Genomic DNA, 25,597 nt, shown 5'->3' with positions numbered 1-25,597 from the left:
TCTCCTGTCGCCTCTCTCCCCTATCCCCCCCGCTCCGTCCGCGTCCCCGCCACTCTGGTAATAAGACACCAGAGAGTACTCGCAGCCGGAGCTGGTGGCCGGCCTCCACCTCTGGCTGACGACCGAAACGAAGTACGCGGACGCCGACTCGGTGGACCGTCTGGTGCCCTCGCCGCTGCTGTGGGGGCGGATGGCCGACTCCGGCCAGTTCGCCACCGCGACCGTGCAGGAGGCGCACTTCCCGGAGGCATTCACCCGGGTGCTGAAGGCCGATCCGGGGGCGATCAAGCAGGCGTACATCTACGCCGTCACCGTCACCGGCAAGCAGTCGATCTCCTGGAACGGCGCCCCGCAGGGCGGGGTCGAGGACCGCTCGTCCACGCTCGCCGTCCAGTGCCGCCCTGACCGTCCCTGCGCGCTGGTCGGCGTGCTGCCGACTGTCTCGCCCTGACCCCTGCCCCTAGAAAGGAGGTTCCCTCATGGGTGTCTGTGACGTCCCCATGATCAGCCAGGTCTGCGACGCGGTCGACGCGATCAACTTCGTCTCGGATCCGGGCAAGAGCATCACCGACGGCATCGGTGCGTGGATCACCAAGTCGATGACGGAGCTGGCGACCAGTGCCGTCAACCTCGCCTCGCTGGGGGTCAACAAGACCACCGGCATCGACCTCAACGCCGACTGGTTCCGGCAGAACTACGAGCTGATCCTGCCGATCGGCCTCATCCTCACGGTCGGCACGTTCTGCGCGCAGCTGATCCTCGCCGCCTGGCGCCGAGACGACCGGGCGCTGGCCCGTGCGGCCTGGGGCACCATGACCGGCGTCCTGTTCTCCTTCTGCGCGATCTCCTTCACCTCCGTGGCGGTGACGGTCGTCGATGCACTGTCCGACGGCCTGTTCAAGGCGGCCGGGACCACGCTGGAGGATGCGATCCGGCGGATCATCAAGGTCTCCGAACTCGGGGCCATGTACGGCCTCGGCTGGACCATCCCCTCGCTTGTCGCCATCGGGTGCGCGATCGGCGCGTTCCTCTACTGGGGCACGATGGTCGCCCGCAAGGTCGGCATCCTGGTCCTGGTCGTCCTCGCCTCGTTTGCCGGGGCCGGTGGCGGCTGGGAGGTCGCGCAGCGCTGGCGGCGTGGCTGGATCGAGGCCACCGCCACCCTGGTGGCCTCGAAGCTCCTGATGACCATCGTGTTCATCACCGGCATCTCCGCGATCGGCAACTCCGATGCCAAGGACGGGATGAGCGCCCTTTCCGACGCGATGGCCGGTGTCGTGATCATGGTCTTGATCCTGCTCTGCCCGTACGCCTGCTACAAGTTCATCCACTGGGCGACCGACGGCTCCGGGCACGACGACATGCACCGCACCAGCGTCGCCGGGGTGGCGGTGGCCGCCGGGGCCGCGAAGACCGCCGCCGGCCTCGCGATGCAGATGGGCACCGGTGTCCCGGCCCCGCAGGGCCCCAACAAGGTCCCCGGGATGGACGGCGGCGGCGCCTCCTCCGGCATCGACCCGACCGGACGGGTCAGCAAGGAAGGCATCGACGCCGGCCCCGCCCAGCAGCCGACGAAGTTCCGTTTCGGCGAGGACCCGAGCGCGCCCGGCGACCGCGGACGCTCCCTGGTCACCCGGCCCGGCATCCCCGCCCTGATCACCCGAGCCTCCCTCGGTGGCAAGGGTGAGTCGCCCGCAAGCGGCCAGGAAGCACCGGCCTCCCCGGGCATCCAGAACACGCTCTCCGGAGGCGCAGTGTCCATCCCTGGAGCTCCTGGGGCTTCTCCGGCCCCGGCTCCTGCGGCGAGTGCACCTCCGCCGAGCGGAGCCCCGGCTCCCGATCCGGTCCGGTCCGTCTACCCGAACCCGCCAAGCAACCCCGGTTCCTGACCGGCACCCCCTCTCCCCGGGGCGGGCGACGGCCCGCCGCCCGCCCCGGGCCCCACGACCAGCGAAGGAGTCCCGCGATGCAGTCCAGAAGAGTGCCGCGCCCCCGCCCGCCGCCCGCACGCTCACCCCCTCTGGAACCCCGATGCCCTCCTCGATGCCCGACACCACCCATGCGTCCGTCAAGTTCCCCCACCGCTCCAAGCGCGGCATCCTGCTCGGCCTCAGCGCACCCCAGCTGATCACCACCGCCGCCGCCGGCCTGCTCCTGCTCGCCGTCCTCACCACCCGCGGCGTCACCGGCGCCCTCCAGCTCCTCCCCGTCTGGGGCGCGATAGCCCCCTTCGTCGTCGTCCGCTACCGCGGCCGCACCCTCGCCGACTGGGCACCGATCGCCGCCCGCTACGCGCTGCGCCGCCTGCGCGGCCAGCTGGTCTGGCTCGTCCGCCCCTCCTCCCGCCCGGTGCGCGAGGGCCTGCTCCACCTGCCGGGCAGCGCGGCCAGCCTGCGCGTGGTCACCGCCCCGGACCGCCGCTACGGCGCCGTCCACGACCCGCACGCCGGCACCCTCACCGCCATCGTCAAGGTCAGCAGCCGCGCCTACGCCCTGCTCGACCCGGGCACCCAGAACGCGAACGTGAACGGGTGGGGCCGGGCGCTGGCGGCGCTCGCCCGGACCGGCCAGGTCGCCCGGATCCAGGTGATCGAGCGGACCGTGCCCGACTCCGGCGACGGGCTTCGCCGTCACTGGGAGGAGCACGGGAAGCCCGACGCGCCGCTCGCGGGTGCCCTGTACGGCGAGCTGATCCAGAACGCGGGGCCGGCCAGCGCCCCGCACGAGGCGTACGTGGCCATCGCCCTCGACTTCAAGGGCGCCAAGCGCCTGATCAACCAGGCCGGTGGTGGCCTGACCGGCGCCTTCGCGGTCCTCGCCCAGCTGACCAGCTCCTTCGAGCAGTCCGCGCGCACCGCGGGCCTCAACCCGACCGGCTGGCTGAACGCCGGCGAGATCGCCGCCGTCGCCCGCACCGCCTACGACCCCAAGTCCCGTGCCGCGCTGGACCGCTGGTCGAAGGATGGTCGCCCGGCCGCCGATCCGGTTGCCGCCGGCCCGGTGGTCGTCCTGGAGAAGGCCGACCACATCTCGACGGACTCCGCCCATCACTCCACCTACTGGGTGGAGAACTGGCCCCGTACCCAGGTCAATCCGGGTTTCCTGCACCAGGTGCTGTTCGCCTCGGGTGTGCGCCGCACCGTCTCCCTGTCCTACGAGCCCAAGGACATCGACTCCGCGATGCGCGACGTGCGCCGCAAGAAGGCCAGCGTGATCGCCGACTCGGCCGAGCGCGCCCGCAAGGGCCAGGTCGCCTCCGAGGCCGACAGCGTGGAGTACCAGGACATCCAGGACCGCGAGCGCCAGCTGATCGCCGGGCACGCCGACGTCGCCCTGACCGGCCTGCTGACCATCTCGGCGGACACCGAGGACGAACTGCGCTCCGCCTGCGCCGTGGTGGAGACCGCGGCCGTCGGTGCCCAGCTCGACCTGCGCCCGCTCACCTGGCAGCAGGCCGAGGCGTTCACCGCCTCCGCCCTGCCCTTCGCCCTCGCCGCGTGATGCCGGCCGCCCCCGCCACCGCGCAGGACTTCGTCCCCTACGCGACCGCCGCGATCGACTTCCACCGCGCGCTCAACATCCCGACGGGCCCCCTGGTCGCATCCCGTGCCGAACTCGACTCGCTCCACGAGCACTTGGTCTCGCTGCACGGCCTGCTGGACGCCCACACCCAGCGCACCGCCCCGCTGCTGCCCGGCGAGGGCGACCACCTGAAGGCCGCCCGCACCCGGCTATGGCAGGCCGCCGACCACCTCCACGCCGCCTACCACCGCTCACCCCGGCCAGGCACCGGCGAGGTTCCCGGCCCGGACGCCTGCCGGACCCGCCTGCCCGAAGGCGCACCCGAGCTGACCATCTGCCGACGCCACCAGGAGACCGCCCAGTTGGTCCGCCGCCGCACCACCCCCGCCGACCTGCACGCCCCGTTCACCGGCCTCGTCCGCCGCTGAACCCCGACCACCCCGGATACGTGATCATGCCCAGGAACCGCGCCACCGCCAGCCAGCTCTTCGTCCCGCGCAAGACCACTCGCGCTCAACAGCGCGCCGCGCGCGCAGAGTTCGCCGAGGCCCGCACCAAGGCCCGCCTCGCCCAGGGCCCCACCGAGCGCCGCGAGCACGAGGGCGCCGATCCCGAACTGCGGCCCGCCTACCCCGCCTCCGGGCGGCCCGGCCCCGCCTCCGCCCGCGGCGGCCAGCTTCACCTCCCCAAGCACCGCATGACCACCGCCGTCGCGGGCGGGGCCTACCCCTTCCTCGCCGAGGCCGGCCTCGGCGCCGAGGGGATCTTCATAGGCCGCGACCTCCACGCCGAGGGCTCCTTCTGCTTCGACCCCTTCACGCTCTACAACTCCGGCCGCATCGAGGGGTTCACGAATCCGAACGCGATCCTGTGCGGCGTGATCGGCGTGGGCAAGAGCGCGCTCGCCAAGTCGATCGCGACCCGGGCCATCGCCCACGGGTACAAGATCTACGTGCCTTCCGACCCGAAGGGTGAGTGGTCCGGCCTGGCCGAGGCACTCGGCGGGCAGACCATCGCGCTCGGCCCCGGCCTGCCGGGACGCCTGAACCCCCTCGACGCGCCGCCGCAGCCGGATGGTGTGAGCGAGGAGGACTGGACCAGCGAGGTCCGCAAGCGCCGCCTGCTCCTCCTGGCGAGCCTGGCAGCGACCGTACTCAAGCGCGATCTGCTGCCGATGGAGCACACCGGCCTGTCCGCCGCCCTGGACCTGGCCGTCGCCGACGCCAACTCGGTCGGCACCGTGCCGCTGCTCGGCGACATCACCCGCCTCCTCGGCACCCGCGAGCGCCTGGACACCGCCCTCGGCGACGAAGGCCGGATCGGCCACGCCGCCGACGACCTCGCCCACGCCCTGCGCCGCCTGGTCAGCGGCGACCTGTCCGGCATGTTCGACGCCCCGTCCACCGTGACGTTCGACCCGAACGCGCCGATGCTGTCCATCGACCTGTCCCGCCTGGGCAGCAGCGGCGACGACACCGCCCTCGTCCTCGCGATGACCTGCGCCTCCGCGTGGATGGAGGCCGCCCTCGCCGACCCGGCCGGAGGCCGCCGTTGGGTGATCTACGACGAGGCGTGGCGGATCATGCGCCACCTCGGCCTCCTGGAGCGCATGCAGCAGCAGTGGAAGCTCAGCCGCGGCCTGGGCATCGCCAACCTCCTGATCCTGCACCGGCTTTCCGACCTGCTCTCCGCGGGCGACGCCGGATCGCGCGGACGCGTCCTCGCCGAGGGCCTGCTCGCCGACTGCTCCACCCGGATCATCTACCGCCAGGAACCCGACCAGGTCCAGGTGTCCATGTCCCTGCTCGGCCTCACCGGCGTCGAAGCCCAGGCCATCGCCGCCCTCACCCGCGGCCGGGGCCTGTGGAAGGTCGCGGGCCTGAGCTTCATCGTGCAGCACCTCCTCCACCCGCGCGAACGCGAGCTCTACGACACCGACTTCCGCCTCGCGGCCTGAATGACCGACATCAACTTCCTCGTCCTACCGTGAATTCCCGGTGCCAAGCGTCGATCCACTCGTCGCACTGGCCCGTGCACGCGGGATCACGTGGCCGCGATCTGACGCTGGGCGTACTTCGACCGTGACAGCAGGCCAGGAATGGCATCGAAGCGGTAAACGTATTCCCGCCACATCCGAGCCGTCTCGGCCGTGCTGTCGATGCAGGCGGTGTAGCTGCGGCAGTTCTCCGGGTCGAGGAGCTCCTTGATCCCGACCAGGTCGAGGTCGGCTCCCGACAGGGTGGAATCGGCCTCGGCGATGGGCGTGCCGGCACCGCCGGCGCCGATCGCCTTCCGCACCTTCGCCACCGCGTCGGGATCCCAGAGGCGGTCGCGGCGCGGCGGCGACTCCGGCAGGTGGGTGGCGTGGCGACGGGAGGTGATGGTCATCAGTGTCCAGCCGTCGAAACAGTGACGGATCGCCGTCGGCATGTCGGTGGAGCAGGTGAGGTAGGTGAGGTAGTCGGCCAGGTCCTCCATCTTCACGCCTTCTCTGAGGAGCATGGAGCAGGAGTTGAAGTCGTCGCCGGGCTTGGTCTCGTCGTGGGGGATCTGCCACATGTCGTGGGCGAGCGCCGTGGCGATCTTCCATTCGTCGAGCAGCGGGTGGCCGGACAGCCCTGCGTAGTAGCCGTTCTGGGCGACCTGGACGTCGGAGCCGGCATCGAGGGCACGCAGCGCCAGCCGGTCCGGCAGCGGCACCACGGACGGGTCGTGATAGCGGGTGGTCAGCCTGGTCGCCATGTTGGACACCAGGTTGCCCAGGTCCGGCACCCATACCTGCTCGACCGCACCGGGTCGGTCGAGGTGGGGGTGGAGGTGGTCGAGTGCGACCTGCGCGAGCTTCCCGACTTCCGCGGCGCAGGTCGGCCCGGCGTAGTGCTGGTCGACCAGGGCGGTGACCGGCCAGAAGTGCATGGTGGCGATGACCACGTCGACCGGGACGTCCGCGGAGTGGCAGTGGGCGGCCCATCTGGACGCTGACTCGCAGGCTCCGGAGACCGTCTCCTGCGCCGTGCGCCACATCTGTGCGCTCCCCCGGCCTCCGCCGAGAACACAGGGCCGGGCGGGCAGGTCGACCCGGTACTCGTGGGCGGCGACCTGGCGGAGATACGGCTCCACCCACCGCAGCATCCGATCACCGGGGTGGGCGGCGGCACGGGCAGCGAGCGCGCCGACTACGCCGATCAGGGGATCGTCGGTGGCGAGCCCGCCGCCTGCGGGGCGGGAGTGCAAGCGCCACCTGCCTTCCCTGTCGATGCGGTCGAGTGCGGAAGCGGCCTCGTCGCCGAGCACGTAGTCGACCGGCTCGCTCATTGCCACGGCGGCGCAGAAGGGACGGAAGCCGTCGTCGGCGACCCGCCCGGGATCGCGGTAGAGGTCCAAGAGGTCGACTTTTGACACTGCCGGCATGGCCGTTCCCCTCTCCACCGCCCAGCGTCCCGCAGGACCGCTGACAGCACGAGCGCTTCCATCAGCACAACAGAACACAACACCAGCAGGCAACGGGACCAAGAGCGATTCGGTCACCTCATAGCTCGATGCCGGTCGGAAGTTCTTCACCTCAAGCCCCAGGCCCCCCTTGCGTTTTGATGCCCGGGCTGGCCTGCAGGACGGACCGCTACCTCCCAGCCGCCACGACCCGGTCTCGGACAGCCGTACACGGCCTTCCAGCAGATCCCGATGAACGCAGGAAGCTCTTGCAGCAAGGTCGAGCCCAGATGCTCCAGAACCACCGCCCTCGCGGCGAACCAGCGCCCCGAGCTGGGCCGAGCGGCTGACCAGCCCCGCCTCCCCACACCGACGTCGCCCCTCGTCGCAGTCCTGGCGGAGCAGTTGGCCGATTACTTCGTCCGGCCTTGCCCCGTAAGCCCCGGCAGGAACATCACCGGCCTGCGCGACCAAACCTGAGGCTGGAGTTCGCTTCCGGTCCGGCCCGGTCACGGTCGCCGTCTGCGGCCCACCTCGGGGTGACTGCCTACCACGACATCAAGGCCGGACCAAGTCCCGGGGCCCCGGCATCATCGGCGCCCCGACCACCGCCCGGTCGCGCACGCCGCAGGAGCACGCCATGCAACCCGACCAGCTGATCGTCCGGTTCACCGACAACGGCTTCGGTGTCACCGCCCACATCCACGGCCCGGACACCCCGTCCGACCGTGACACCACCGGTCCGGGCCGACGCTACCCACACGTCACCCGCCCCCTCGCTCAGCGGGGCCTTGAGACCGGGGTCGAGTTCGGGGCGGACGACTACGTCGTTGTCGCGGGGCTCCCCGACGGGACCTGGCTGACGATCTCGCCGCAGCCCGAATACGGACGACCGGAGGTCCCCGGGTTCCCGGACGCATGGCTCGTGACCCGGGACGACCCTGACGACCCCGAGGTGTTCGAAGTCGTCTACGACAGCACGCCCAACGGGCCCAACGCCCGTAACGGGGGAAGTGTGCCCGAGTTGCTCGCCGCGGTCGACGAGCAGCTGGACAGCCTCGGCGTGCCGTCCCGCGACCAGGTCCAAGCCGTACGAACAGGGGCCGAGTCCGCCCTCCACCGCGCAGGGTTCGTCCCTATCGTGCGGGTGCACGAGACCCATCACCGACTTCCCGCCGCGATGGTCGACCCTGTGGAGCGCCAGGCAGCCGTGACACGGGCCGCCGACTACCTGCGCGCAGGCGGGTACGTCGTCGCCGGCCCAGCCAATCTGGTCAACCCGGGCCGCACGCAGGCACTTCCCCCGTCGCGGTCGCTGGCCCAGGTCACCGAGGCCATCGCGGGGGCCGGGCACACCCGCGATGCGGTCGAGGCGCTGAGCGAGCTGACCGCACCCGGTGACGGGGCCCTCGACCGGGTCGTCGGCGTCCTCCAGGAGACGGCCTCCTGGTGGGAGGGGCTGGGCGGGGCGTCCGATCCGCACTACGCGGCGCGCCTGCGGTACATCGCGACCATGGCCGAGGGCTATGTGCAGGAGGTCCGGGCGATGCGTGGTGACCTCGCCGACCGGCACACCGCCCACCCCAGCCTCGCACGTCCCGCCGTGCAGAGCCCGGTGAGCGGCTTCGATGCCCGGGTCCTCGCCGCCCTCTCGACATCATCTGCCTCCGCCCGCACCCTCACCGGCCACCCGGCCGAGGCCGTTCCCGCCTCGCCCGCCGGCCATGGCCGTTCCGCCGGCCCCCGCCGCTGAGGTCGTCTCCGAAGGGTGCCGTTGTGCCGCGCCGCGACAGACCGCTCCTCGCCCCGCTCCCCTCACCGTCCCTACCGCGAAGCGGAGTTCCACCGTGCCCTCCCCCGATCCCGGTCAGCCGCCGGAAGTCGTCATCGGGCGTCATCCCGACCACGGCATCGTCGCCGCGCTCCCCAGCCACTCGGCCGCCGCCCAGTGGATGCTGGAACGCCTTGAGTTCCAGCGGGTTCCCGGCCACACCCCAGCCTGTTCGCGCTCGCCGACCAGCAGCGCGAGGCCGACGAACGCGCCGCCTGGGCCGCCAAGCTCCTCACCGGTGCCGGCTACCGCGTCGACACCGACATGGCCCTGGCCCCCGCGAACTCCATCCAGGCACCACGGGTCCTTGCGCACACCGGCATTGACGAGCCCGAACGGCACCACACGTCCGCTCCGGAGCCCGAGGTCGCCTTCGCCGAGCATCCCCGGCTCGGGATCGTCGCTGCCACCGCCGACACGATTAACGCCGTCGAGCGCGGCGGGGCGATCCTCGAAGCCCACGGCTGGCAGTTCAACCACGTCCTCGACGTCTACACCCTTTCCGCCGGCACCGTCCGCGGCGAGTCGCTGGAACGCCTGGCCGCCGCGACCACGGCGATGCACCGGGCGGGCGACCTGCGCGTGGCCGTGCAGCCACAGCTCGCCGAGGACGTCACCGCCCGCCGCGCGCCACTCCGCCCGACGTTCACCACGCACAAGTTCCGCGTCGAGGAAGGCGCCCTGGCCCCACGGCCCGGAGCTACCCCGGCCGCCGGCCCGGTTCCGGTCGGTGTCGACCCGCGCATCGCCTTCGCCCGCGCCCGCTGACCAAGCCCACCCATCCACGCTCAGGAGAAATCCCGTGTCCGTTCCCACCTCGCCCGACGATCCCGCCATCGACGTGGCGATCTTCCGCCACCACCAGCAGCCCGACGTCTACGCCTCGCCCGGCCACATGCCCGCCTCGGTCGCAGAAGCGGTCATGCCGGCACTCGGCTTCGAGCCCGCCCCGGACATGCCCGGCTGGTTCCGGCTCACCGATCCCCAGCGCGGCAGCCAGCAACGCACAACCTCCGCCGTCCGTGCCCTGCGCACGATGGGCCACCGCATCGACGCCGATCCCGAGTTCGACGCACCGAGCAAGGCCCGGCGCGCCGACGGCGAGCCGGACGTCGCGATCGGCGAGCACCCGGAACTGGGCATCGTCGCCGCCGTCACCGGCCACCTGCCCATCGACCCGTCCGGCCTCCTCACCCAGGCCGACTGGCAGCATCTGCCGGACCTCGGCATCTACCGCGCCCCCGGCGACGCCCTCGACGCCGTCGCCCATGCCACCGCCCGTCTCCAGCGCGGCCGGTACACCGTCGCCGTCCAGCCCGCCCTCGCCGAAGCCGTCCGCGCCCGGGGCACCGACACCCTCGAACGTGTCCGGGCCCACGTGTTCCCCGGCGCCGAGGAGCGGCTCGCCCAGCTGCGCACCGAGTACGAGCGCCGGCCCGCCCCGCCCACGGCGCCCTCCATCCCCGGCCAGCGACACCGCTGACCAGCTGACCACCCCCCCTATCAAGGAGCAGAGCAGATTTGGCCGTGAAGAAGGTCTGGCAGATCACCCACTCGTGCGGGCACGAGGCGGAGCGGGACCTCGGCGGCCGCCCGGCCGACCGCCGTGCCGGATTCGCCGAGTGGCTGGCCAAGCAGGAGTGCACCGATTGCTGGCGCGCGGCGAAGGAAGGCGACGAGACGGAGAAGGCGGCGTGGCTGGAGGCCAGGCGCGCCGCCGAGCAGGCCGAATCCGACGCCTGGTCCGAGCGGTACCGGATGCCGCCGCTGGAGGGCACAGAGAAGGGCATCGCCTGGGGCGTTCGTTGCCGCCACCAGGTGCTCACCGCCTCCTACACGGCGCTCGTCCTGGACGGCGGCATGCCGGAGCCCGAGTGGGAGCAGATCGAGGACCAGGCCCGCACCGTCACCCGAGCAGGCTGGTGGATCAACCAGCGCGCCTGCGAACCCGCCGACCTGCCCGAGCTGCTGGCCGCCGCGACGGACGCCGACCGGCCCACCGAGAACCCCTTCGTCTGACCCCGGCTCCCGGTGCCCGGCGGCCACTACCAGCCGCCGACGGCCGGGCCAAACCGCGGATCCTTCGGATCCTCGTCCCGGTCAGCCCGCGCCGCCGGGCACCGCCCTCCGATCGCCTGGAAGGGGACGCCGTGATCGCCCACCTGCAGCGCGCCGCCACCACGGCCGCACTGATCCCCGCCCTCTACGGGCAGGATGATCCCCGCTACCGGCTGCGACCCCGGCTGATCGCCGCCGACTACCGGGGTGCCGACAAGCAACTGCCCCTCTTCGGCGATCCGCAGGAGGTCCTGGGCGGCGGCGTGCTGGACGCCCCGGCGAGGCGGATCGGCGCCCGCGCGCCCGACCGGCCGGTGTGGCTGTGCTCGGTGCGTTCCGACCCCCGGCAGCCGGACCTGACCGACGCCCAGTGGGCCGACGTCGCCCGCCGCGTGGTTGCGGCAACCGGGCTCGCCCCGGACGGCGACCCGCACGGCTGCCGGTGGGCCGCCGTCCGCAACCTCGACCGCTCCGTGCACATCGTCGCCACCGTCGTCCGCGAAGACGGCCACATCCACGGCTCGTACCGGGACGCCTTCCACGTGCAGGCCGAGTGCAACCGCATCGCCGCCGAGCTCGGCCTCACCCGGTCCGCCCCCGCCATCACCACCGCCAAGGACTACCGGATGCCCACCCCCGTCATCACCATCAGCACCGAGCCCAGCGGCAGCGTCACCGCCAAGGGCTCCAGCGACGACCTCTCCGCCGCCCTGCTCCGCACCGCCGGCTTCCGGCAGACCGACGACTGGCACGGCCGCCGCCACCGGCTGCCCACCACCACCGCCCCCGCCGACCGAGCCGCCATCGCCACGCACGCCACCGAGATGCTGCGCGCCGCCCGCTACACCGTCGACCTCGACCCCAGGCTCGACGCCGGCAACCTCCCCACCACCGCGACCCACGGGCTCGGTACGGCGGGCGAGCAGATCCTCCAGCTGACCGATCAGATCCGCGGCGCGACGACGTTCGCCGAGGCCGCCGGGGTACTCGACGAGCTGCTCGACCCCGACGGCGGCGTTCTCGTCCGCCTCCAGGAGGCGCTGGAGGCCGCCTCCGAGCAGGTCACCGATCTCGACCCCGACCAGTACGAGCTCGCCGACCGCTTCGGGCTCGCGTCCGAACAGCTCACTGCCGCCCAGGCCGACCTCGCCGGTGCGGTCGACGAGGTGCAGCGCGCCCGATCCCACCAGGCCAACCCGGACAGCACCCAGGCGCCCATGTCCACCTCCGCAGTCAACGCGGCGCTCGCCGTCTCCCCGGCCGCCGCAGCCCTCGGCCTGCGGGCGGGCACCGTCCCGGCAGCAGCCGTGCCGGTGACGGCAGGATCCGCCGCCGGCCGTGGACGCTGACTCCGACCCCCTTCTGATCCAGGAGCCTTCAATGCCCGAGTACTACTCATCGATCGGCGAAGCAATCGGCGCTGCCATGCAGCACAACATCCGCCTTGCCCACCGCGACGGCCCGACCCAACCGCCGCTCCAGACCGGGCATTTCCCTCCCACGCCACCAGCGACAGCAAAAGGACGGACCGTCATGGGCAACCTCGCCGACGCCTACGGCACCGACGTCGAAATCTACGAGGGCGCCGACGGCCAGATCCGGGCCGACTGCCGCACCGACGCCCCTCTCCGGGTCGAGCGCATCCTGCGCGAGTTCGGCTTCACCGCCCCGCCCGACCCCGGCAACCCCGCCTCCTACAGCCTCCCGCCGCACCGGCCCAGCGCTGACCAGCGAAGCGCCGCGTCCGGTGCGGCCGGCCTGCTGGACGACACCGGGTACCGCGTCGCCATCGAACCGGAGCTGGTCGTCGGCTACGTCGGCCTGGACAGCATCAGTCTCCCGGACGAGCAGCGCCTTGCCGCCGCCCGCCAGACCTCCCCGGCCGCCACGGCCACCCCTGCCCCGGCACCGGCCGCAGCCCCGCCGGCCGTGACCCGGCCGACCGGCCGCACCCGCTGAAACGCTTCTCCAGCGCATCGAAGGAGTTCAGGCCCATGACGATCCGCACGAGAGCCGAGCGCGCCCCGCCCGCCGCCCGCTCGCACCCTCCAGGACCCTCCCTTGCCTGCCCTGCGCACCAGCGCGCCGTCGGCCAGCACCGACTCGGACGCGCTCCTCTACCTGCTGTTCGGCATCCTCGGCGCCGCCCTCGCCTTCGGCAGCCTCGCCTGGCTGACCGGAAACCTCACCAACTACTGTTTCGGCTCCGGCGGTTGGACTCCGTTCCGCGCCACCGACGCCCTGCTGCACCCCGACCATCTGTGGCCCCACCTGACCCCCACCGAGCTCCAGGTGGGCACGCGCGTGGTCCCCGGGCTGCTCACCGTCCTCCTCGGCGGCACCGCGTTTGGCATCGTGCTGCGGCGGCGCGCCGGGGCGAAGAGCGGACTGGCCCGCCGCGCCGACATCGCCCCGCTCCTGGACAAGGAGATCACCGACAAGGCCCGCAGCCTGCGCCCGAGCCTGAAGGACCAGAAGGAGATCGCCCCGGCCGACCGCGGGATCCTGGTCGGCACGCTCTCCCCCGGCCGGGCCGAAGTCCGCGCCTCCTGGGAGGACGTGATGGTCGCCATCATGGCGCCCCGCTCCGGCAAGACGAGCGGCATTGCGATCCCCGCGATCCTCGCCGCCCCCGGGCCCGTCCTGCTCACCTCGAACAAGGCCGCCAACGACGCCTACACGGCGTGCGTCGACGCCCGCGCGAAGGTCGGCACCGTCTGGACGCTCGACCCGCAGCAGATCGCCCACCATCCGCGCGAGATGTGGTGGGACATCCTCGCCGACGCCCGCGACCTCGCCGGAGCCAAGCGCCTCGCCGGACACTTCGTCACCGCCTCCGTCGACGAGTCCAGCGGCTCCGACTTCTGGTCCACCGCCGCCGCCAACACGCTGGGTGCACTCTTCCTGGCCGCCGCCAGCCACCGCCGCCCGATCACCGACGTGCTGGCCTGGCTCGCCTCCCCGGCCGACCGCACCCCCGTCGACCTCCTCGGCGACGCCGGCCACCACGCCGTCGCCGCCCAGCTCCAGGGCACCGTCACCGGCGCCACCGAGACGCGCGACGGCATCTACGAGACCGCGCGCCAGTACGCCAGCTGCCTGCTCGACCCCGAGATCGCCGCCTGGGTCACCCCCACACCCGGCCTGCCCGAGTTCAAGCCGTTCGGCTTCGCCTCCTCCCGCGACACGCTGTTCCTGCTCAGCAAGGACGGCGGCGGCAGCGCGAGCGCGATCATCGCAGCTGCGGCGGACGCGATGATGCGCGCGGCCGTCATCGTCGCCGAACGCAACGGCGGACGCCTCGACCCGCCCGCGCTGTGCGTCCTCGACGAGGCCGCGAACGTGTGCAAGATCAGCGACTTGCCAGACCTCTACTCCCACCTCGGCAGCCGGGGCGTCATCCCGATCACCATCCTCCAGTCCTACCGGCAGGGCCAGCGCTGCTGGGGCGAGGCCGGCATGGACGCCCTCTGGTCCGCCGCCACCACCAAGATCATCGGCTCCGGCATCGACGACGCCGACTTCGCCGACCGTCTCTCCCGGCAGATCGGCGAGCACGACGTGCAGACCGTGTCCGTCTCCAACTCCGACGCTGGCAAGTCGACTTCGGTCTCGATGCGCACCGAGCGGATCCTGCCGCCGGACGAGATCCGCGCGCTCCCCAAGGGCAAGGTCCTGCTGTTCGCCACCGGCATGCGGGTGGCGATGCTCGATCTCAAACCCTGGTACAAGGAGCGCTCCGCCAAGGAGATCGGCCCGGCCTCCGCCCGCGCCACCCAGGCCATCACCGACCGGGCCCTCGCGAAGAGCGCCACCGGCTGCGACCTCTTCGAGCTCTCGGCCTGACCACCCCGCCCCGCGGTACCGGCCGACATCACGGACCGGCCAGCGCCGCCCACTCGCCGCCGAGGCAGTGCAAGCGATGGGTCCTGACCCACAAGCATCCAGACCTCCGTGAGGAATTCGAGGACGCGAGAGAAGCGGCCAACGGAATCCCAGCCGCGTTCCAAAACCTCCACGCGAAAGCCAGCAACCTCGAAACCGCGAACCAGTGACTCCGCCAAGAGAAGGCCGAACTCGCCGAACGAACCGAGGTATATGCCCAATTCACCAAGGCCCTGCAAGCTGATCTCGCGAAGCTCTGCGAAGCCAAGAAACTACCGACCAATGTCCACCACCTTGCCACCATCGCCCATGAGCGAGACCCCCATCGGTAAACTCGGCCCGCATCAACTCCAACCTAAGGGATATTACCCTCAGCCGTTCTAACCCATCCCGGAGTCAGACGTCCTTTCGTCTTACTGCCAAGCTTCTCAAAGCGGGAGAGGTGCTCAAAGTACTTCCCGAGACGCCTAGTCGGTACAGCCAGCGCTCCCGCTGCACCTCCCACGCCACTTCCACCCAACTGTATGTAGACCGGAAACGGGGCGAGAGCGAAAGATACTAGAACGCTCGAAGCGGCAGCCATCGTGGTGGAAATAGCACTATCAATCCACCATGGACGGGCAATCATTCCGGCATTCCGAGCGACTACTGCACTAAGCTCACGAGCCTCATCCTCAAATGAGGAAGTCTCCTCGAGGGCCCGCCGCATTCCAGCCCTGGCCTGAAGATAGGATCGAACGCGGACAAGGCCGTCAACATAAAATGCCATCCTCCTCTCCGGATTCGGCTGGAGCAATGCACCCCCCAGAATAATCCGAGATAGATATTCCATTCCATTCGAGAGGATGATTTGCCTATCAGTTTCGACATCAGGAAGAATGAGGCGCCGCATGGGGTGATGAACCATATGGGCACCACCGCGACCCTTTGATGCGACTATCTCGTGATAAGGTCCGCGGGCAAGCGCCGCCGCCACATAAGCAGCCTGAAGTACCTTTAATTCATCGGACGCAGACTTGACTATAGCGTCCAATTCCCTGGGGTTCAAGGTCTTTTCGCGCAGATCGCGGAGCGACTCTTCCGGCACCTCGCCAGCGACGAAATCGACCTGCGAAATTATGCGGCTGATTGCCGGTATCAACTCGCGATCATACAGGCCACCCAACCTTGGGATATGTTCAGGCCACCCTATTCGAACAGCAGACTCTATCCATGGCTCAAATAGCCCATGATGTCTTCCAGAGTCTTGGAATAGTTCATCGAGCTGCTCGGCTATATCTCTTGAGTTTTGGGCCATCCAATAGAGAGTCCGATCCAGGGCCCGACTCTCCGCCCTGCGCGTTGGTTTCGAATTAACTTCCACCATCCCCCCGAGGTCCATGAGGAGATCTCCGTACTCAAAGTCGGCCCCATGACCAGTTCTAGATCCCGAAGGAGGCGGAGGCAGTACTACCTTCTGACCAAGTAGCAATGCGGTACTCTCTAGTGAGGATTCCCATCCCCATTCAGACTCAAGCCCTCTCCCTCGATCGAAAGCTCCGATTAGTTCGTAGATTGTTGCTGAATCAATGTATTGCCGCCCCATGGCTCACCCCAATCTCGGCAAGCTAATTCAGGAGGCACTGCATGTCATCCAATTCGCCACGTCTGGAAATAGTCTCCCTGATCACTACTATCCATGCTGCCACCTGGCTCCACGTATTTCAACCGCCAAGTGTTGCCGTGGCTCGCTTGAGACCACGCGAGACGTGAGGTGCCCCCAAAGGCACAAGTGCTCACGGCCTTTTAGCAAGCGGCATGTACCCCGTCAGCTAGTTCGCCACACAACAGGCGATCTCGCTACGCCCAAGAGCGGACGGGGCCAATCCACGTGCCAAGCCGCCGGGCGCCGCATGGACAGGTACGCCGCCATGTAACAGCGTCGAACGAGGGACAGATGCGCCGGGGTGCAGAGCACCTCGCTCATGCTGCTCGCCGCCGAGGGCCACCTGCCGCGCCTCGACGTCGCGATCTTCACGGACACCGGCTGGGAGCCGCGGGCCGTCTACGAACACCTCGACCGGCTGGAGCGGGAGGTCGCGGAACCGGCCGGGATCCCGATCCTGCGGGTCGCCTCCGGCAACATTCGCGACGACGCTCTCGACCCGACGAAGCGCTTCGCGTCGATGCCTCTGCACATCCTCAACCCCGGTGGCGGCGAGGGCATGTCGCGCAGGCAGTGCACAGTCATCTGCACCCTCCTCCTCTCGTTGGTCATCGCGACGCTCAGCGCGATCGACGAGGAGAAGCCAGTGGAGCTACAACATGAACTGATCGAGGGACGGGCCGAGTTGCCCCGAGTGGGAGCGGTCGTTCCCGCAGAGGGCGCCCATCCGCCGCACATCGTGGTGAATGGGTACGGCGAAGAGATCGAGGTAGCCACCGCCTACCTGCGCGACCTGGCGCTCAACGACTGCAGCCCGCTGACGGTCCGCAGCTACGACTACGGCCTGCTGCGCTGGTTTCGGCTGCTGTGGCTGCTGGGGGTGGCGTGGGGCAAGGCGACCGAGTCCGAGGTCGCGGTCCTGGCGGGATGGCTGCGGATGGCCTCGAACCCGCAGCGCCAGCGGAAGCAGCCTGGCGGGGCCGCACCGGGCTCGGTGAATCTGAAGACCGGCAAGCCCGCCCTCCGCGCGGGCTACGCGCCCCGGACGATCAACCACGCGCTGTCGGTCGTCAGCGGCTTCTACGGGTTCCACGCTCATCAGGGCAACGGGCCCGTGGTGAACCCCGTCCCGGTCAACCCGCAGCGTCGGCGTGCTCTCTCGCACCGAAGCCCGCTGGAGCCGCGTCCGGCCGTCGGGCGGGCCCGGCTCCGCCGACCGGCCGCCGCGTTCCATCCCCGACCGGCACTGGGACGAGCTGTTCGATCGCATGGGATGTGAGCGCGACCGTGCCTTGCTGGAGTTCTACGTCTCCAGCGGAGCGCGCGCCGTCGAGCTGCTCGGAGTCGGGGTGGACGACATCGACTGGGCGGGCCAGCGGATCTACGTCATCTCCAAGGGCACCCGGGAGCGCGAAACGGTGCCGGCTTCGCCACAGGCTTTCCTCCGGCTGGCTCGCTACCTCGACGAGGTTGGCACCCCCGCTGGGGGCGAACCGGTGTGGCGGACCCGGCACGGCGCCGACCGGCCCCTGTCCTACTCGGCGATGCGCCGGGTGATGCAGCGGGCCAACGTGCTGCTCGGGACGAACTGGACGCTTCACGATCTGCGCCACACGGCAGCATCCCGGATGGCCAACGGCGGCAAACTCACCCCCGTCGAGGTACAGGCGATCATGCGACACGCCAACATCCAGACCACCAGCCGCTACCTGACGGCGCGCGTGGAGGAGATGTTCGACAAGCTCGCCGAGTACTACAACACCCCTCGGCCCGATACGAGTTACCCCACCGGATACGCCGCTGACGACATCAAGGCGGTGTTCGGTGCCTAGGTCAACCGCTAGCTCGACCACCGGCGTCAGCCGCCGGCACGGGCCCGTCGTCGAGGGGCTCACCTTCTCTAGCCGCTTCGTGGGCGGTGCGATGAAACCCGAGCCTGCCGTCTCCGACCCGCCTCCGCGACCGCACGGCGAGCTGTCGACCGCGTCCATCAGCCACATCTCCCAGCTGGCCGTCGACGTCTGGGAGGACGCTGCCACCGTGACGCGCTACCAGCGTGGCCAGGCCACCCGCGAGATCCTTCAGTACCTATCCACCCACCCCGGCCAGACCTGGCAAGAGCGATGGGACGCCAGCCCGCTGGGCCAAGGGCTCATCAAGGCGAGCGAGCTCGGGGCCCGCCGGACGACCGGCGTCGCCGTTACCCCGGGGGTCCGCACGCTGTTCTGCCTCCGTGTCGTCCAGCCCTCGATGTTCACCTTCCGCCGCAACCAGCTGAACAATTTCACGCCGCTGTTCGTCACCGCGCAGAACGACCCGCTGCTGACCAGGTTCGAGGAACACGTCGCCGCGCAAGGGCTACGGCACAAGCACGAGCGGGAAGCAGTGCTCGACATGTGCACCCTCCTGACCTACCAGGGTGTCGCCCTGGCCGACGTCACCCCTGCCTCGATCCTCCAGTACGCGCACGACAACCGGGCGGCACGCTGTCGCCTACAGCCAGGGCAGCCGCAGGCCAACCGGCTCTACGGGCACGGGATGTGGACTGCTCTCATCGACATGGGGCAGTTCCCGCCCTCCACCCCCACCACCATGAGGGCCGCGATGATGCGTGGCCAGCGGACCATCGAGGAATTGGTCGGCCAGTACGGTGTCCGCGATCAGGCCGTCCGTCGGCTGCTGGTCGACTACATCAGTCGACGGCGCGCTGACCTGGACTACTCCAGCCTCAAGCAACTCGCGCTGCTGCTGGTCAAGCACTTCTGGGTGGGGATCGAGGAGCTCAACCCTGACCAGCAGGGGCTCCAAATCGATCCCGACCTGTACACACGGTGGCGCGAGACTATCCGACTCAAGGAGGACGGCACCCACCGTAGGGGTCAGGACGACATCGTCATCTCGGTCCGAAGCTTCTACTACGACCTGCACACCTGGGCGGCGGACGAGCCCGAACGCTGGGCACCCTGGGTCGCACCGTGTCCGGTTCCCCCGGGCGAGTTCCACGGCCTGGGCCGCCGGCGACGCAAGGAGAACGAGCGGACGGCCGACCGCACCCGCCAGCGCCAACCTCTGCTGCCGATCCTGGTCGAGCACGTCGAGACCCGCTACGACCAGGCCCGGCTCCTTCTCGAACGAGCGGACAAAACCGCCGACGGAGGAGAGTTCACCCACGCCGGCACCACCTATCGCCGGGTGATCAGCGAATCGGACCAGAAGCTCCTCCGGCACGGTGACCCCGTTCCCACCCGCATTGTCAACCTGGACAGCGGGCGGCTGATGCACATCGGCACCGAGGAAGAGGCCGCCTTCTGGGACTGGGCAGCGGTCGAAACCCTGCGGCACTCCGGCGTGCGCATCGAGGAGCTGTGCGAGCTGACCCACCTCAGCATCCGCCAGTACCAGCGCTCGAACGGCGAAGTCATCGCCCTCCTTGTCATCGCGCCGTCCAAGACCGACCGCGAGCGCGTCATCCCGATGTCCGCCGAGCTGTTCCACGTCATCGCCTCGATCATCCGCCGCCACGGCCGCCGAGGAAAGCCGATCCCGCTGGTCAGCCGCCACGACCCGCACGACAAGGTCTGGAGCGCACCGATGCCCTTCCTCTTCCAGCGCCAGAACGGAGCGATCGGCTCGAAGATCTTCAACCCCGGCACGATCCAGAAGATGATCAGCCGACGCTGCGAGGATCTGGCCGAGATCCATCCGGGATTCCGAGGCTTGAAATTCACCCCACACGACTTCCGAAGGATCTTCGCAACGGAGCTCGTCAACAGCGGCCTGCCGATCCGCATCGGAGCCGCGCTGCTGGGCCACATCAACATCCAGACAACCCGCGGCTACGTCGCCGTCTTCGACGAAGACGTTATCCGGCACTACCAGGCCCACCTCCACCAGCGGCGCCAGCAACGCCCCAACGACGAATACCGGCACGCTTCCGAGCAGGAGTGGTCGGACTTCGAGGAGCACTTCGACCGCCGCAAGGTCGAGCTCGGCTCTTGCGGACGCCCCTACGGCACGCCCTGTCAGCATGAGCACGCCTGCATCCGCTGCCCGATGCTGCACGTCAACCCGAAGATGCTCGGCCGGCTGAACGAGCTGGAAGCCGACCTTGTGGACCGGAGAGCCCAGGCCAAGGCCGAGGGCTGGATCGGTGAGATCGAGGGCATCGACCTCACCCTCACGTTCCTCCGCGCCAAACGCGACGAGGCCCAGCGGCGAGCCCGACGGCCAGCCGTCGACCTCGGCATCCCCAAGCCCCGAACCACCCCTCCCACTCAGGAGATCTCTTGAGGGCCACCAGCACGGAGGCTTCCAGCTGCTATCGCAGGACGACGCGGACGTCCCCCTCTTCGAAGATCCTTAGGAGCACGTCAAACAAGGTGACGTCACCGTCTTCGGTGGACAGTCGCTCCGTCAATTGCCTTATGGCCTCGGCCGAGTCGTTCCAGAGAAGAGTGAACGGAGCAGTGGCGCCCCAGCCGCCCCGCAGACAGTCGATCACGGCGTCAAGGTTCCAGCCGAAGTATCCGCCCGGCCCGTTGATGGCTTCGCCAAGCGCACAGTAGAAGCTGTCCCGGTCCACGATGTGCCGACCGTCCAGCGTGAACTCCTGCCCCGAAGGACGGTCGGGCCTCCCTTGGCGTTGGTACTCCCGGGACCAAAGGGCGACCGACAGCCACGCTCTTCTGTCCTCGGGACCAAGCCCGTGCCACAAGCCGGCGCGGCTCAGCCGACCTTTGCGGATCAGGTCCCACACTGCGTCCGCACCAGCCAGGGCGTTGTCGCACCACAGCGTCACCGTGAGGTCAACGAGTCCCTCTCCGCGGGTGGACGCCTTGGTATCGACAACCGTGACCTCTCCCACGAAGTAGGACCCCATGGTGACACCGCCAGCGTCGAGGAGGTGGAGCATGGCGTTCCCCGCCAGGGCCCGCCGGCTGCCGATGTGGCTGGCGCTCTTCAGTAGGCCGCCCTGCGGGCGACAGCCCACGAGACGCACCCGGCGTGCACCCTCGTCTTCCGGCAGCGGGGCGAAAAACCCCTCGGCCTCGAAGGCGAAGCCCCAGAAGTCGGCGTCGTCTTCGTCCGAGGTCAGCGCGTACTGCTGCCCCTGGCTTCCCTGCCGCTGCGTTCGCGTCACATTCCCCATCAGGGCGCTGATCCTACCGACGCCGGGCAACCTGCTGGCCTGTCGGCCTCCAGTCCGCCGCCGCTGACCCCGTCTCGTAGATCCCGGAGACCGTTTTGGCGTCTCACATGACTGCCTTCACCCGTGAGAGTGAAGTGCAGAGAAGCACCGGCCAGTACAAGATCAAACCAATCAAGGAGAAGGTTCGCGAACTGCTGGGCTACCCGCACCCGCTGCGGATCCCGTCCGGGGTGTTCGTCGAACAGTGGATCGGCATCTCCGTGGACGAGTTCCACCGGGCGAAGGACGCCGACGTCGCCTACATGAAGAACACCTGCCCCCTGATCGAGCAGGGCTTCTCCCGCTCGGACTGCCTGCGGCTTCTGCGCTCGCGCGGCTTCGGATGTCGTCTTGCCTGGGGTGCCCGTACCACGGCAACGCACAGTGGCGAGCCCTGCGCGATGGCTCGCCCGAGGAGTGGGACGACGTCGTCGCCTTCGACCAGGCAATCCGCGCGGGCAACGCCAGGGCGACAGCCGAGGGCACCCCGCTGCTCGGCCAGGCGTACCTGCACCGCAGCCACCGCCCACTCGACGAGGCCCCCATCGACCGGGTCACCGCCCACGAATGGTCTGGACGCCAGGTCGACGTCTTCGACGCCATCGCCGACGCCGAGCTGGAATCGGGCGAACCGGACGGCTGCTCGCCCTGGGCCTGCCGCTCCGGCGCTCCCGTTGCCGGCGACTTCGTCCTCACCGCTTAGCCCTCCCCCTGCCAGAGACCGGAGTTCCCCATGCGCGACAAGACCCGTAAGCCCCGAGGCCAGCGCTCCGAGCCGCTCGCCGGAGCACCCGTCGTCCGACGGGGCGGTCAGTGGTGGCTGATCGCCGGGGACGGCTCGATCCTGGCCACCGACCCGACATTCACCGGGGAGCTGGACCGCTTCGCCGCCGCGAAGGCCGCTTCCGACCGGGCGGTCGCCGAGCTCCGCTTCCAGCAGCGGGAGCGGTGATGGACCCGCTGCTGCGCGGCGAGCAGGCCGTGCTCGGCGCGGTTCTGCTCGACCCGCGCCAGCTCGCCGGCCTCGACTGGTTGGAGGCCCGGGACTTCTACCGCCCGGCCCACCAGGCGATCTTCGCGGCGCTGCGCGAGCTGCACGCCGAGGGGCACCCGGCGCTCTCCGCGGAGGGCCGGGTGTCGCTGGCGTGGGTGACCGACGCGCTCGCCCAGGCCGGGAAGCACGTGCGTGGCCTCAGCGTCTCGTACCCGCACACCCTGATCGCCGCCTGCCCCCGCCCCTCCCACGCCCCGGTCTACGGGCGCATGGTGCTGGAGGGCTCGATCCACCGCACCGTCGCCGAACACGCCGGCCGCCTGCTCGCCGTCGCCCAGGAGGACGCCGCCCAGGACGAGGTCCGGGGCGCCGTCGCCCAGGCCGACGTGCTCGCAGGCGTCCTGGAGGACCTGGCAGGACGGTGGGGTACCCAGCCCCGCCCCGTCGCACCCGCGGCACCACCGGTCGCCGAGCCGGCTGCCGGTCCGATTCCGGTGGACCGGCTCGAGGACGAGCGGTTCTTGCTGGCGCTGCTGGTTCACCAGGACGGCGCGGTCGAGGAGGTCTTCGACTGGCTGCGCCCCCAGGACTTCGCCGATCCCGGCCACGGCCAGCTCTACCGGTGTGTGGGCGCGCTCCACCACCGGGGCGAGGTGATCGACCCGGTCACCGTCGTATGGGAGGTTCAGCGGCGCGGCCTGCTTGCCGACGGCACGCTCACCGAGGACCGGCTCGCTCCCATCCTCACCGACGGGGCGGCAGGCTCGGCCGAGTGGCTCGGCGAGCAGCTCCTGCGATCCTCCCTCACCCGCACCGCTGCCGGAGCGGCACAGCAGATCGCTGCCCACGCCGACGATCATCGGCTCGCGCCAGGGCAGTTGATCGGCCACGCGCTGCACGCCCTCGGTCCGCTCGACGACGTACGAGCCCGCTGGCTCGCCGCCACGTCCCCTCCCGAGCCGCCCCAGCCCGCCGCCGGCCAGGCGGCCCGCGTCCACGCGGCGCTCGCCCGCAGCCCCACCACCTTGCGCGACCGCGAGACCTCGGCACCCGGCCCCGTACCGGCCTCCGGGCCGGTGCTCGGGCGAGACCGCTACCGCCCCACCACTCACTAGCCCTCCCGGAGCCCTTCGTGAACAGCCCCGACAGCGAGTCCTTCACTCTATATGCACACGCGAGCGCGCTGGAGCAGCAAAAGGCTCTGCTACCTGCTGCCGGATTCCCCGTCCAGGTGCCGGACCCGGTCGCCCTGAGCCGTCAGATCGCCCAACTCGGGGCCATCATCACGGCCATGGGCGACGAGTTCACCGCCCGCGCGGCCGAACAGCCCGCGCCCGAGCATGCGCTCCGTGCCGCCGGCGCCTACGCTGTGGCGATCGGCCACGTCGGCCAGGCCGCCGCCGATCTGGGAACGGTCGCCCAGCAGCTCGCCTTCTTCGGCCGGACCGCGGACACCCGCGATGATCCCGAGGTCCGCAAGGCCCGCCAGAACGCGGCCGGTGTGATCGGCTGGGCCATCGAAACGGCCCGCGACGAGCTGGACCAAGGAGCCGCGACTCTGCGGCAGACCGCCTCCGTCGTCGCGCCGCCCTCCCAACGGGTGCAGGCCGCGCTCAGCCGCTCGACCACCGCGGTCACCGTATCGGCCAGGACCGCTCCGAGTACGGCGCCGCCACTCGCACCGCCGGCCTTCTCCTCCGCACGCTTCCGCTGAACCGCCCCCCTCCACACGTCACAACCCGGAGCACCGTTGAACACTCCGACCGACCACACCAACGACTACGCCCGCGCCCTGCGCACCCTGGCCCACGACGTCCGCAGCGCGGCCTCGGCCCTGCCCGCGTTCGCGAACACGACGAGCCCCTCGCACCTCGCCGCAGCTCTCACCCGCGTCGGCGGCCTGCAGCGCGACGCGGTCGCTGCTGCCGGACGCCTGTACCGGGATGGCCACCCGCACCGGCGGCTCCCGATGCCGCAGGCCGTCGCTGCGGCCGACGGCTACTGCGCGGCCACCGCCGACCTCGGCCACGCGGTGACCATCCTGAGCGGCGCGTTGGAGGCGGCCCACCACCTCAACCACCCCACAGCTCAGGAGATCTCCGGGGAACACCAGCAGCTCCGGGCGCGCGTCGAGGACGCCCTCACCGCCACCCGCGCCCACCTCTCCCACGCCTCCACAGCCCTGAGTGAAGGAGCGGATCGGAGCGCCGGAACGACGCCGGCCGCGTCCGCGCAGCGCGCACCCGAGCGAGCGGCCCCGCCTCTCGTCCCGGTCGAGGACACGAGCCGGATGCTCCGCCTGGCCCACGGCGTCGACGGGGTCCACAAGCACCTGCTCGCCGCCGAGGGCACCAGCCGGGGCATCCATCTGTACTGCGCACTCGACGAACTCGGCCAGCTCTTCAAGCCCTTGGGCGAGGCCGTGTTCTACCCGATCGAGACCGAGCGGACAGAACCCACAGCCGGACGCCGCCACGCCGTCGCCACCCTCGGCCGCGCCGCCGAGTCGGCGGGCCAGGCCATGCGCGCGATCGGCGAGGCGTACCGGCATTCCGGCGGCTGGAACCACGTGCAGCCGGTGCAGAACATCGACGAGCAGGCCGTCGCCGACCCGGTCGCATTCGGCGAGGGTGCCGTCGACCAGCACGTACTCCGGTTCTGCGTCGCGTAGGGCCCGGGTGAGGCGGGGGCACAGCCGGCGAGATGGTCGACGACCTGGTGGATGTAGGCGTGGGCGGTGCCGACGCTGATCCGGAAGCCGGCGGCGATTTGGGCGAGGGTGTCGTGGTTGCGTAGGTACACGAGTGCGACCAGGGCTCGCTGGAAGGGGCGGAGCTTGCAGCGCCGGTCACCCTCGCGGGTGACGATGAGCATGGTGACCCACTCAACGAGCGCGTGCGGCAGGTCCAGTGCGGCAGGATAGGTGACCACCAGGGCTCCCCGGCAGAAGAGTTGAGACGTCAGATACCTCACTCAACCGCTTGGGAGCCTTGTGCGTTCTTCCTCAGCCCACGACCACCTGGCCGTCACCCGATCGGTGGCCAA

At 70.3% G+C, this 25,597-nt stretch carries 23 protein-coding genes and 1 pseudogene; 20 read left to right on the top strand and 4 right to left on the bottom strand.

Translation table 11 applies throughout. The annotated features are described in order from the left end of the window. Positions 1-94: 94 nt before the first annotated feature. The 5 genes from ACFV4F_RS36030 (at position 95) to ACFV4F_RS36010 (ending at position 5,479) form a co-directional block, all read left to right on the top strand. Positions 95-451 carry a hypothetical protein gene (locus ACFV4F_RS36030; protein ID WP_380509094.1) on the top strand — a complete coding sequence of 119 codons (357 nt, stop codon included), beginning with the start codon at positions 95-97 and terminating at the stop codon, positions 449-451. Positions 452-479: 28 nt separating this feature from the next. After that, positions 480-1,889, top strand: coding sequence for an ATP-binding protein (locus ACFV4F_RS36025; RefSeq protein ID WP_380509092.1), 1,410 nt, complete (start codon positions 480-482; stop codon positions 1,887-1,889). A gap of 154 nt (positions 1,890-2,043) precedes the next feature. Beyond that, positions 2,044-3,501, top strand: coding sequence for an SCO6880 family protein (locus tag ACFV4F_RS36020; protein WP_380509089.1), 1,458 nt, complete (start codon positions 2,044-2,046; stop codon positions 3,499-3,501). Next, a complete protein-coding gene (locus tag ACFV4F_RS36015) occupies positions 3,501-3,950 on the top strand; it encodes a DUF6238 family protein (RefSeq protein ID WP_380509097.1) in 450 nt (149 codons plus the stop codon). Before ACFV4F_RS36020 ends, ACFV4F_RS36015 begins: the two co-directional genes overlap by 1 nt. 26 nt (positions 3,951-3,976) lie before the next feature. Then, positions 3,977-5,479, top strand: a complete 1,503-nt coding sequence (locus ACFV4F_RS36010) for an ATP-binding protein (RefSeq protein ID WP_380509086.1) — start codon at positions 3,977-3,979, stop codon at positions 5,477-5,479. 86 nt (positions 5,480-5,565) lie between these two features. On the opposite strand, the gene ACFV4F_RS36005 is transcribed toward ACFV4F_RS36010, so the two are convergent. Further along, complete coding sequence (locus ACFV4F_RS36005) at positions 5,566-6,906, bottom strand: hypothetical protein (RefSeq protein WP_380509083.1); 1,341 nt, start codon at positions 6,904-6,906, stop codon at positions 5,566-5,568. 685 nt (positions 6,907-7,591) lie between these two features. Between ACFV4F_RS36005 and ACFV4F_RS36000 the strand changes: the two genes are divergently transcribed. From ACFV4F_RS36000 to ACFV4F_RS35970, 7 genes are all read left to right on the top strand, one after another. After that, positions 7,592-8,704 carry a hypothetical protein gene (locus ACFV4F_RS36000; RefSeq protein ID WP_380509080.1) on the top strand — a complete coding sequence of 371 codons (1,113 nt, stop codon included), beginning with the start codon at positions 7,592-7,594 and terminating at the stop codon, positions 8,702-8,704. 342 nt (positions 8,705-9,046) lie between these two features. Next, a complete protein-coding gene (locus ACFV4F_RS35995) occupies positions 9,047-9,550 on the top strand; it encodes a hypothetical protein (protein ID WP_380509077.1) in 504 nt (167 codons plus the stop codon). Between the two features lie 34 nt (positions 9,551-9,584). Continuing rightward, a complete protein-coding gene (locus ACFV4F_RS35990) occupies positions 9,585-10,265 on the top strand; it encodes a hypothetical protein (protein WP_380441842.1) in 681 nt (226 codons plus the stop codon). A gap of 38 nt (positions 10,266-10,303) precedes the next feature. Beyond that, positions 10,304-10,801 carry a hypothetical protein gene (locus ACFV4F_RS35985; RefSeq protein WP_380509074.1) on the top strand — a complete coding sequence of 166 codons (498 nt, stop codon included), beginning with the start codon at positions 10,304-10,306 and terminating at the stop codon, positions 10,799-10,801. A gap of 131 nt (positions 10,802-10,932) precedes the next feature. Beyond that, positions 10,933-12,189: a hypothetical protein gene (locus ACFV4F_RS35980; protein WP_380509072.1), complete on the top strand. Its 1,257-nt coding sequence runs from the start codon at positions 10,933-10,935 to the stop codon at positions 12,187-12,189. 184 nt (positions 12,190-12,373) lie between these two features. Then, entirely contained in the window at positions 12,374-12,799 is a 426-nt protein-coding gene (locus ACFV4F_RS35975) for a hypothetical protein (protein WP_380509070.1), read from the top strand. Positions 12,800-12,901: 102 nt separating this feature from the next. Further along, complete coding sequence (locus tag ACFV4F_RS35970; RefSeq protein ID WP_380509067.1) at positions 12,902-14,686, top strand: type IV secretory system conjugative DNA transfer family protein; 1,785 nt, start codon at positions 12,902-12,904, stop codon at positions 14,684-14,686. A gap of 394 nt (positions 14,687-15,080) precedes the next feature. Here the strand turns inward: ACFV4F_RS35970 and ACFV4F_RS35965 are convergent, their stop codons facing one another. Further along, on the bottom strand, positions 15,081-16,022 hold the full coding sequence (locus tag ACFV4F_RS35965; RefSeq protein ID WP_380441856.1) for a hypothetical protein: 942 nt from the start codon (positions 16,020-16,022) through the stop codon (positions 15,081-15,083). A gap of 667 nt (positions 16,023-16,689) precedes the next feature. Here ACFV4F_RS35965 and ACFV4F_RS35960 point away from each other — a divergent pair. From ACFV4F_RS35960 to ACFV4F_RS35950, 3 genes are all read left to right on the top strand, one after another. After that, complete coding sequence (locus ACFV4F_RS35960; protein ID WP_380509065.1) at positions 16,690-17,649, top strand: hypothetical protein; 960 nt, start codon at positions 16,690-16,692, stop codon at positions 17,647-17,649. Between the two features lie 13 nt (positions 17,650-17,662). Continuing rightward, on the top strand, positions 17,663-18,202 hold the full coding sequence (locus ACFV4F_RS35955) for a tyrosine-type recombinase/integrase (protein WP_380441861.1): 540 nt from the start codon (positions 17,663-17,665) through the stop codon (positions 18,200-18,202). A gap of 208 nt (positions 18,203-18,410) precedes the next feature. Next, positions 18,411-20,660 carry a tyrosine-type recombinase/integrase gene (locus ACFV4F_RS35950; protein ID WP_380509062.1) on the top strand — a complete coding sequence of 750 codons (2,250 nt, stop codon included), beginning with the start codon at positions 18,411-18,413 and terminating at the stop codon, positions 20,658-20,660. A 28-nt stretch (positions 20,661-20,688) separates the two neighbouring features. Here the strand turns inward: ACFV4F_RS35950 and ACFV4F_RS35945 are convergent, their stop codons facing one another. Next, a complete protein-coding gene (locus ACFV4F_RS35945) occupies positions 20,689-21,519 on the bottom strand; it encodes a barstar family protein (protein WP_380441867.1) in 831 nt (276 codons plus the stop codon). 382 nt (positions 21,520-21,901) lie between these two features. Here ACFV4F_RS35945 and ACFV4F_RS35940 point away from each other — a divergent pair, with 382 nt between their 5' ends. The 5 genes from ACFV4F_RS35940 to ACFV4F_RS35920 are packed head-to-tail and all read left to right on the top strand — an operon-like array spanning position 21,902 to position 25,223. Beyond that, entirely contained in the window at positions 21,902-22,261 is a 360-nt protein-coding gene (locus ACFV4F_RS35940; RefSeq protein WP_380441869.1) for a hypothetical protein, read from the top strand. Positions 22,262-22,291: 30 nt separating this feature from the next. Further along, on the top strand, positions 22,292-22,510 hold the full coding sequence (locus ACFV4F_RS35935; protein ID WP_380441871.1) for a hypothetical protein: 219 nt from the start codon (positions 22,292-22,294) through the stop codon (positions 22,508-22,510). Next, positions 22,510-23,667, top strand: coding sequence for a DnaB-like helicase N-terminal domain-containing protein (locus tag ACFV4F_RS35930; RefSeq protein WP_380509059.1), 1,158 nt, complete (start codon positions 22,510-22,512; stop codon positions 23,665-23,667). The genes ACFV4F_RS35935 and ACFV4F_RS35930 overlap by 1 nt, the downstream gene beginning before the upstream one ends. A gap of 17 nt (positions 23,668-23,684) precedes the next feature. Continuing rightward, the gene (locus tag ACFV4F_RS35925) at positions 23,685-24,266 is read left to right on the top strand and encodes a hypothetical protein (protein WP_380509056.1); all 582 of its coding nucleotides are present in this window, start codon (positions 23,685-23,687) and stop codon (positions 24,264-24,266) included. Between the two features lie 36 nt (positions 24,267-24,302). Further along, positions 24,303-25,223 carry a hypothetical protein gene (locus ACFV4F_RS35920; RefSeq protein WP_380509099.1) on the top strand — a complete coding sequence of 307 codons (921 nt, stop codon included), beginning with the start codon at positions 24,303-24,305 and terminating at the stop codon, positions 25,221-25,223. Here the strand turns inward: ACFV4F_RS35920 and ACFV4F_RS35915 are convergent. Then, positions 25,152-25,483, bottom strand: a pseudogene (locus tag ACFV4F_RS35915) (transposase family protein); the annotation flags it as partial. The gene ACFV4F_RS35920 and the pseudogene ACFV4F_RS35915 overlap by 72 nt on opposite strands. Positions 25,484-25,597: the final 114 nt, after the last annotated feature.

This window comes from Kitasatospora sp. NPDC059722 (genome assembly GCF_042733235.1).
In the GTDB taxonomy this organism is placed as follows: domain Bacteria; phylum Actinomycetota; class Actinomycetes; order Streptomycetales; family Streptomycetaceae; genus Kitasatospora.
The sequence above is the reverse complement of the archived record's forward strand: the minus strand, read 5'-3'. Positions and strand labels throughout refer to the sequence as shown.

Excerpts from the sequence above, each read along its gene's own strand:
- ACFV4F_RS36025 (WP_380509092.1), top strand. The coding sequence starts at position 480 with ATGGGTGTCTGTGACGTCCCCATGATCAGCCAGGTCTGCGACGCGGTC.
- ACFV4F_RS36020 (WP_380509089.1), top strand. The coding sequence starts at position 2,044 with ATGCCCGACACCACCCATGCGTCCGTCAAGTTCCCCCACCGCTCCAAG.
- ACFV4F_RS36015 (WP_380509097.1), top strand. The coding sequence starts at position 3,501 with ATGCCGGCCGCCCCCGCCACCGCGCAGGACTTCGTCCCCTACGCGACC.
- ACFV4F_RS36010 (WP_380509086.1), top strand. The coding sequence starts at position 3,977 with ATGCCCAGGAACCGCGCCACCGCCAGCCAGCTCTTCGTCCCGCGCAAG.
- ACFV4F_RS36000 (WP_380509080.1), top strand. The coding sequence starts at position 7,592 with ATGCAACCCGACCAGCTGATCGTCCGGTTCACCGACAACGGCTTCGGT.
- ACFV4F_RS35995 (WP_380509077.1), top strand. The coding sequence starts at position 9,047 with ATGGCCCTGGCCCCCGCGAACTCCATCCAGGCACCACGGGTCCTTGCG.
- ACFV4F_RS35975 (WP_380509070.1), top strand. The coding sequence starts at position 12,374 with ATGGGCAACCTCGCCGACGCCTACGGCACCGACGTCGAAATCTACGAG.
- ACFV4F_RS35965 (WP_380441856.1), bottom strand. The coding sequence starts at position 16,022 with ATGGCCCAAAACTCAAGAGATATAGCCGAGCAGCTCGATGAACTATTC.
- ACFV4F_RS35960 (WP_380509065.1), top strand. The coding sequence starts at position 16,690 with ATGCTGCTCGCCGCCGAGGGCCACCTGCCGCGCCTCGACGTCGCGATC.
- ACFV4F_RS35945 (WP_380441867.1), bottom strand. The coding sequence starts at position 21,519 with ATGGGGAATGTGACGCGAACGCAGCGGCAGGGAAGCCAGGGGCAGCAG.
- ACFV4F_RS35940 (WP_380441869.1), top strand. The coding sequence starts at position 21,902 with ATGTCGTCTTGCCTGGGGTGCCCGTACCACGGCAACGCACAGTGGCGA.
- ACFV4F_RS35935 (WP_380441871.1), top strand. The coding sequence starts at position 22,292 with ATGCGCGACAAGACCCGTAAGCCCCGAGGCCAGCGCTCCGAGCCGCTC.
- ACFV4F_RS35930 (WP_380509059.1), top strand. The coding sequence starts at position 22,510 with ATGGACCCGCTGCTGCGCGGCGAGCAGGCCGTGCTCGGCGCGGTTCTG.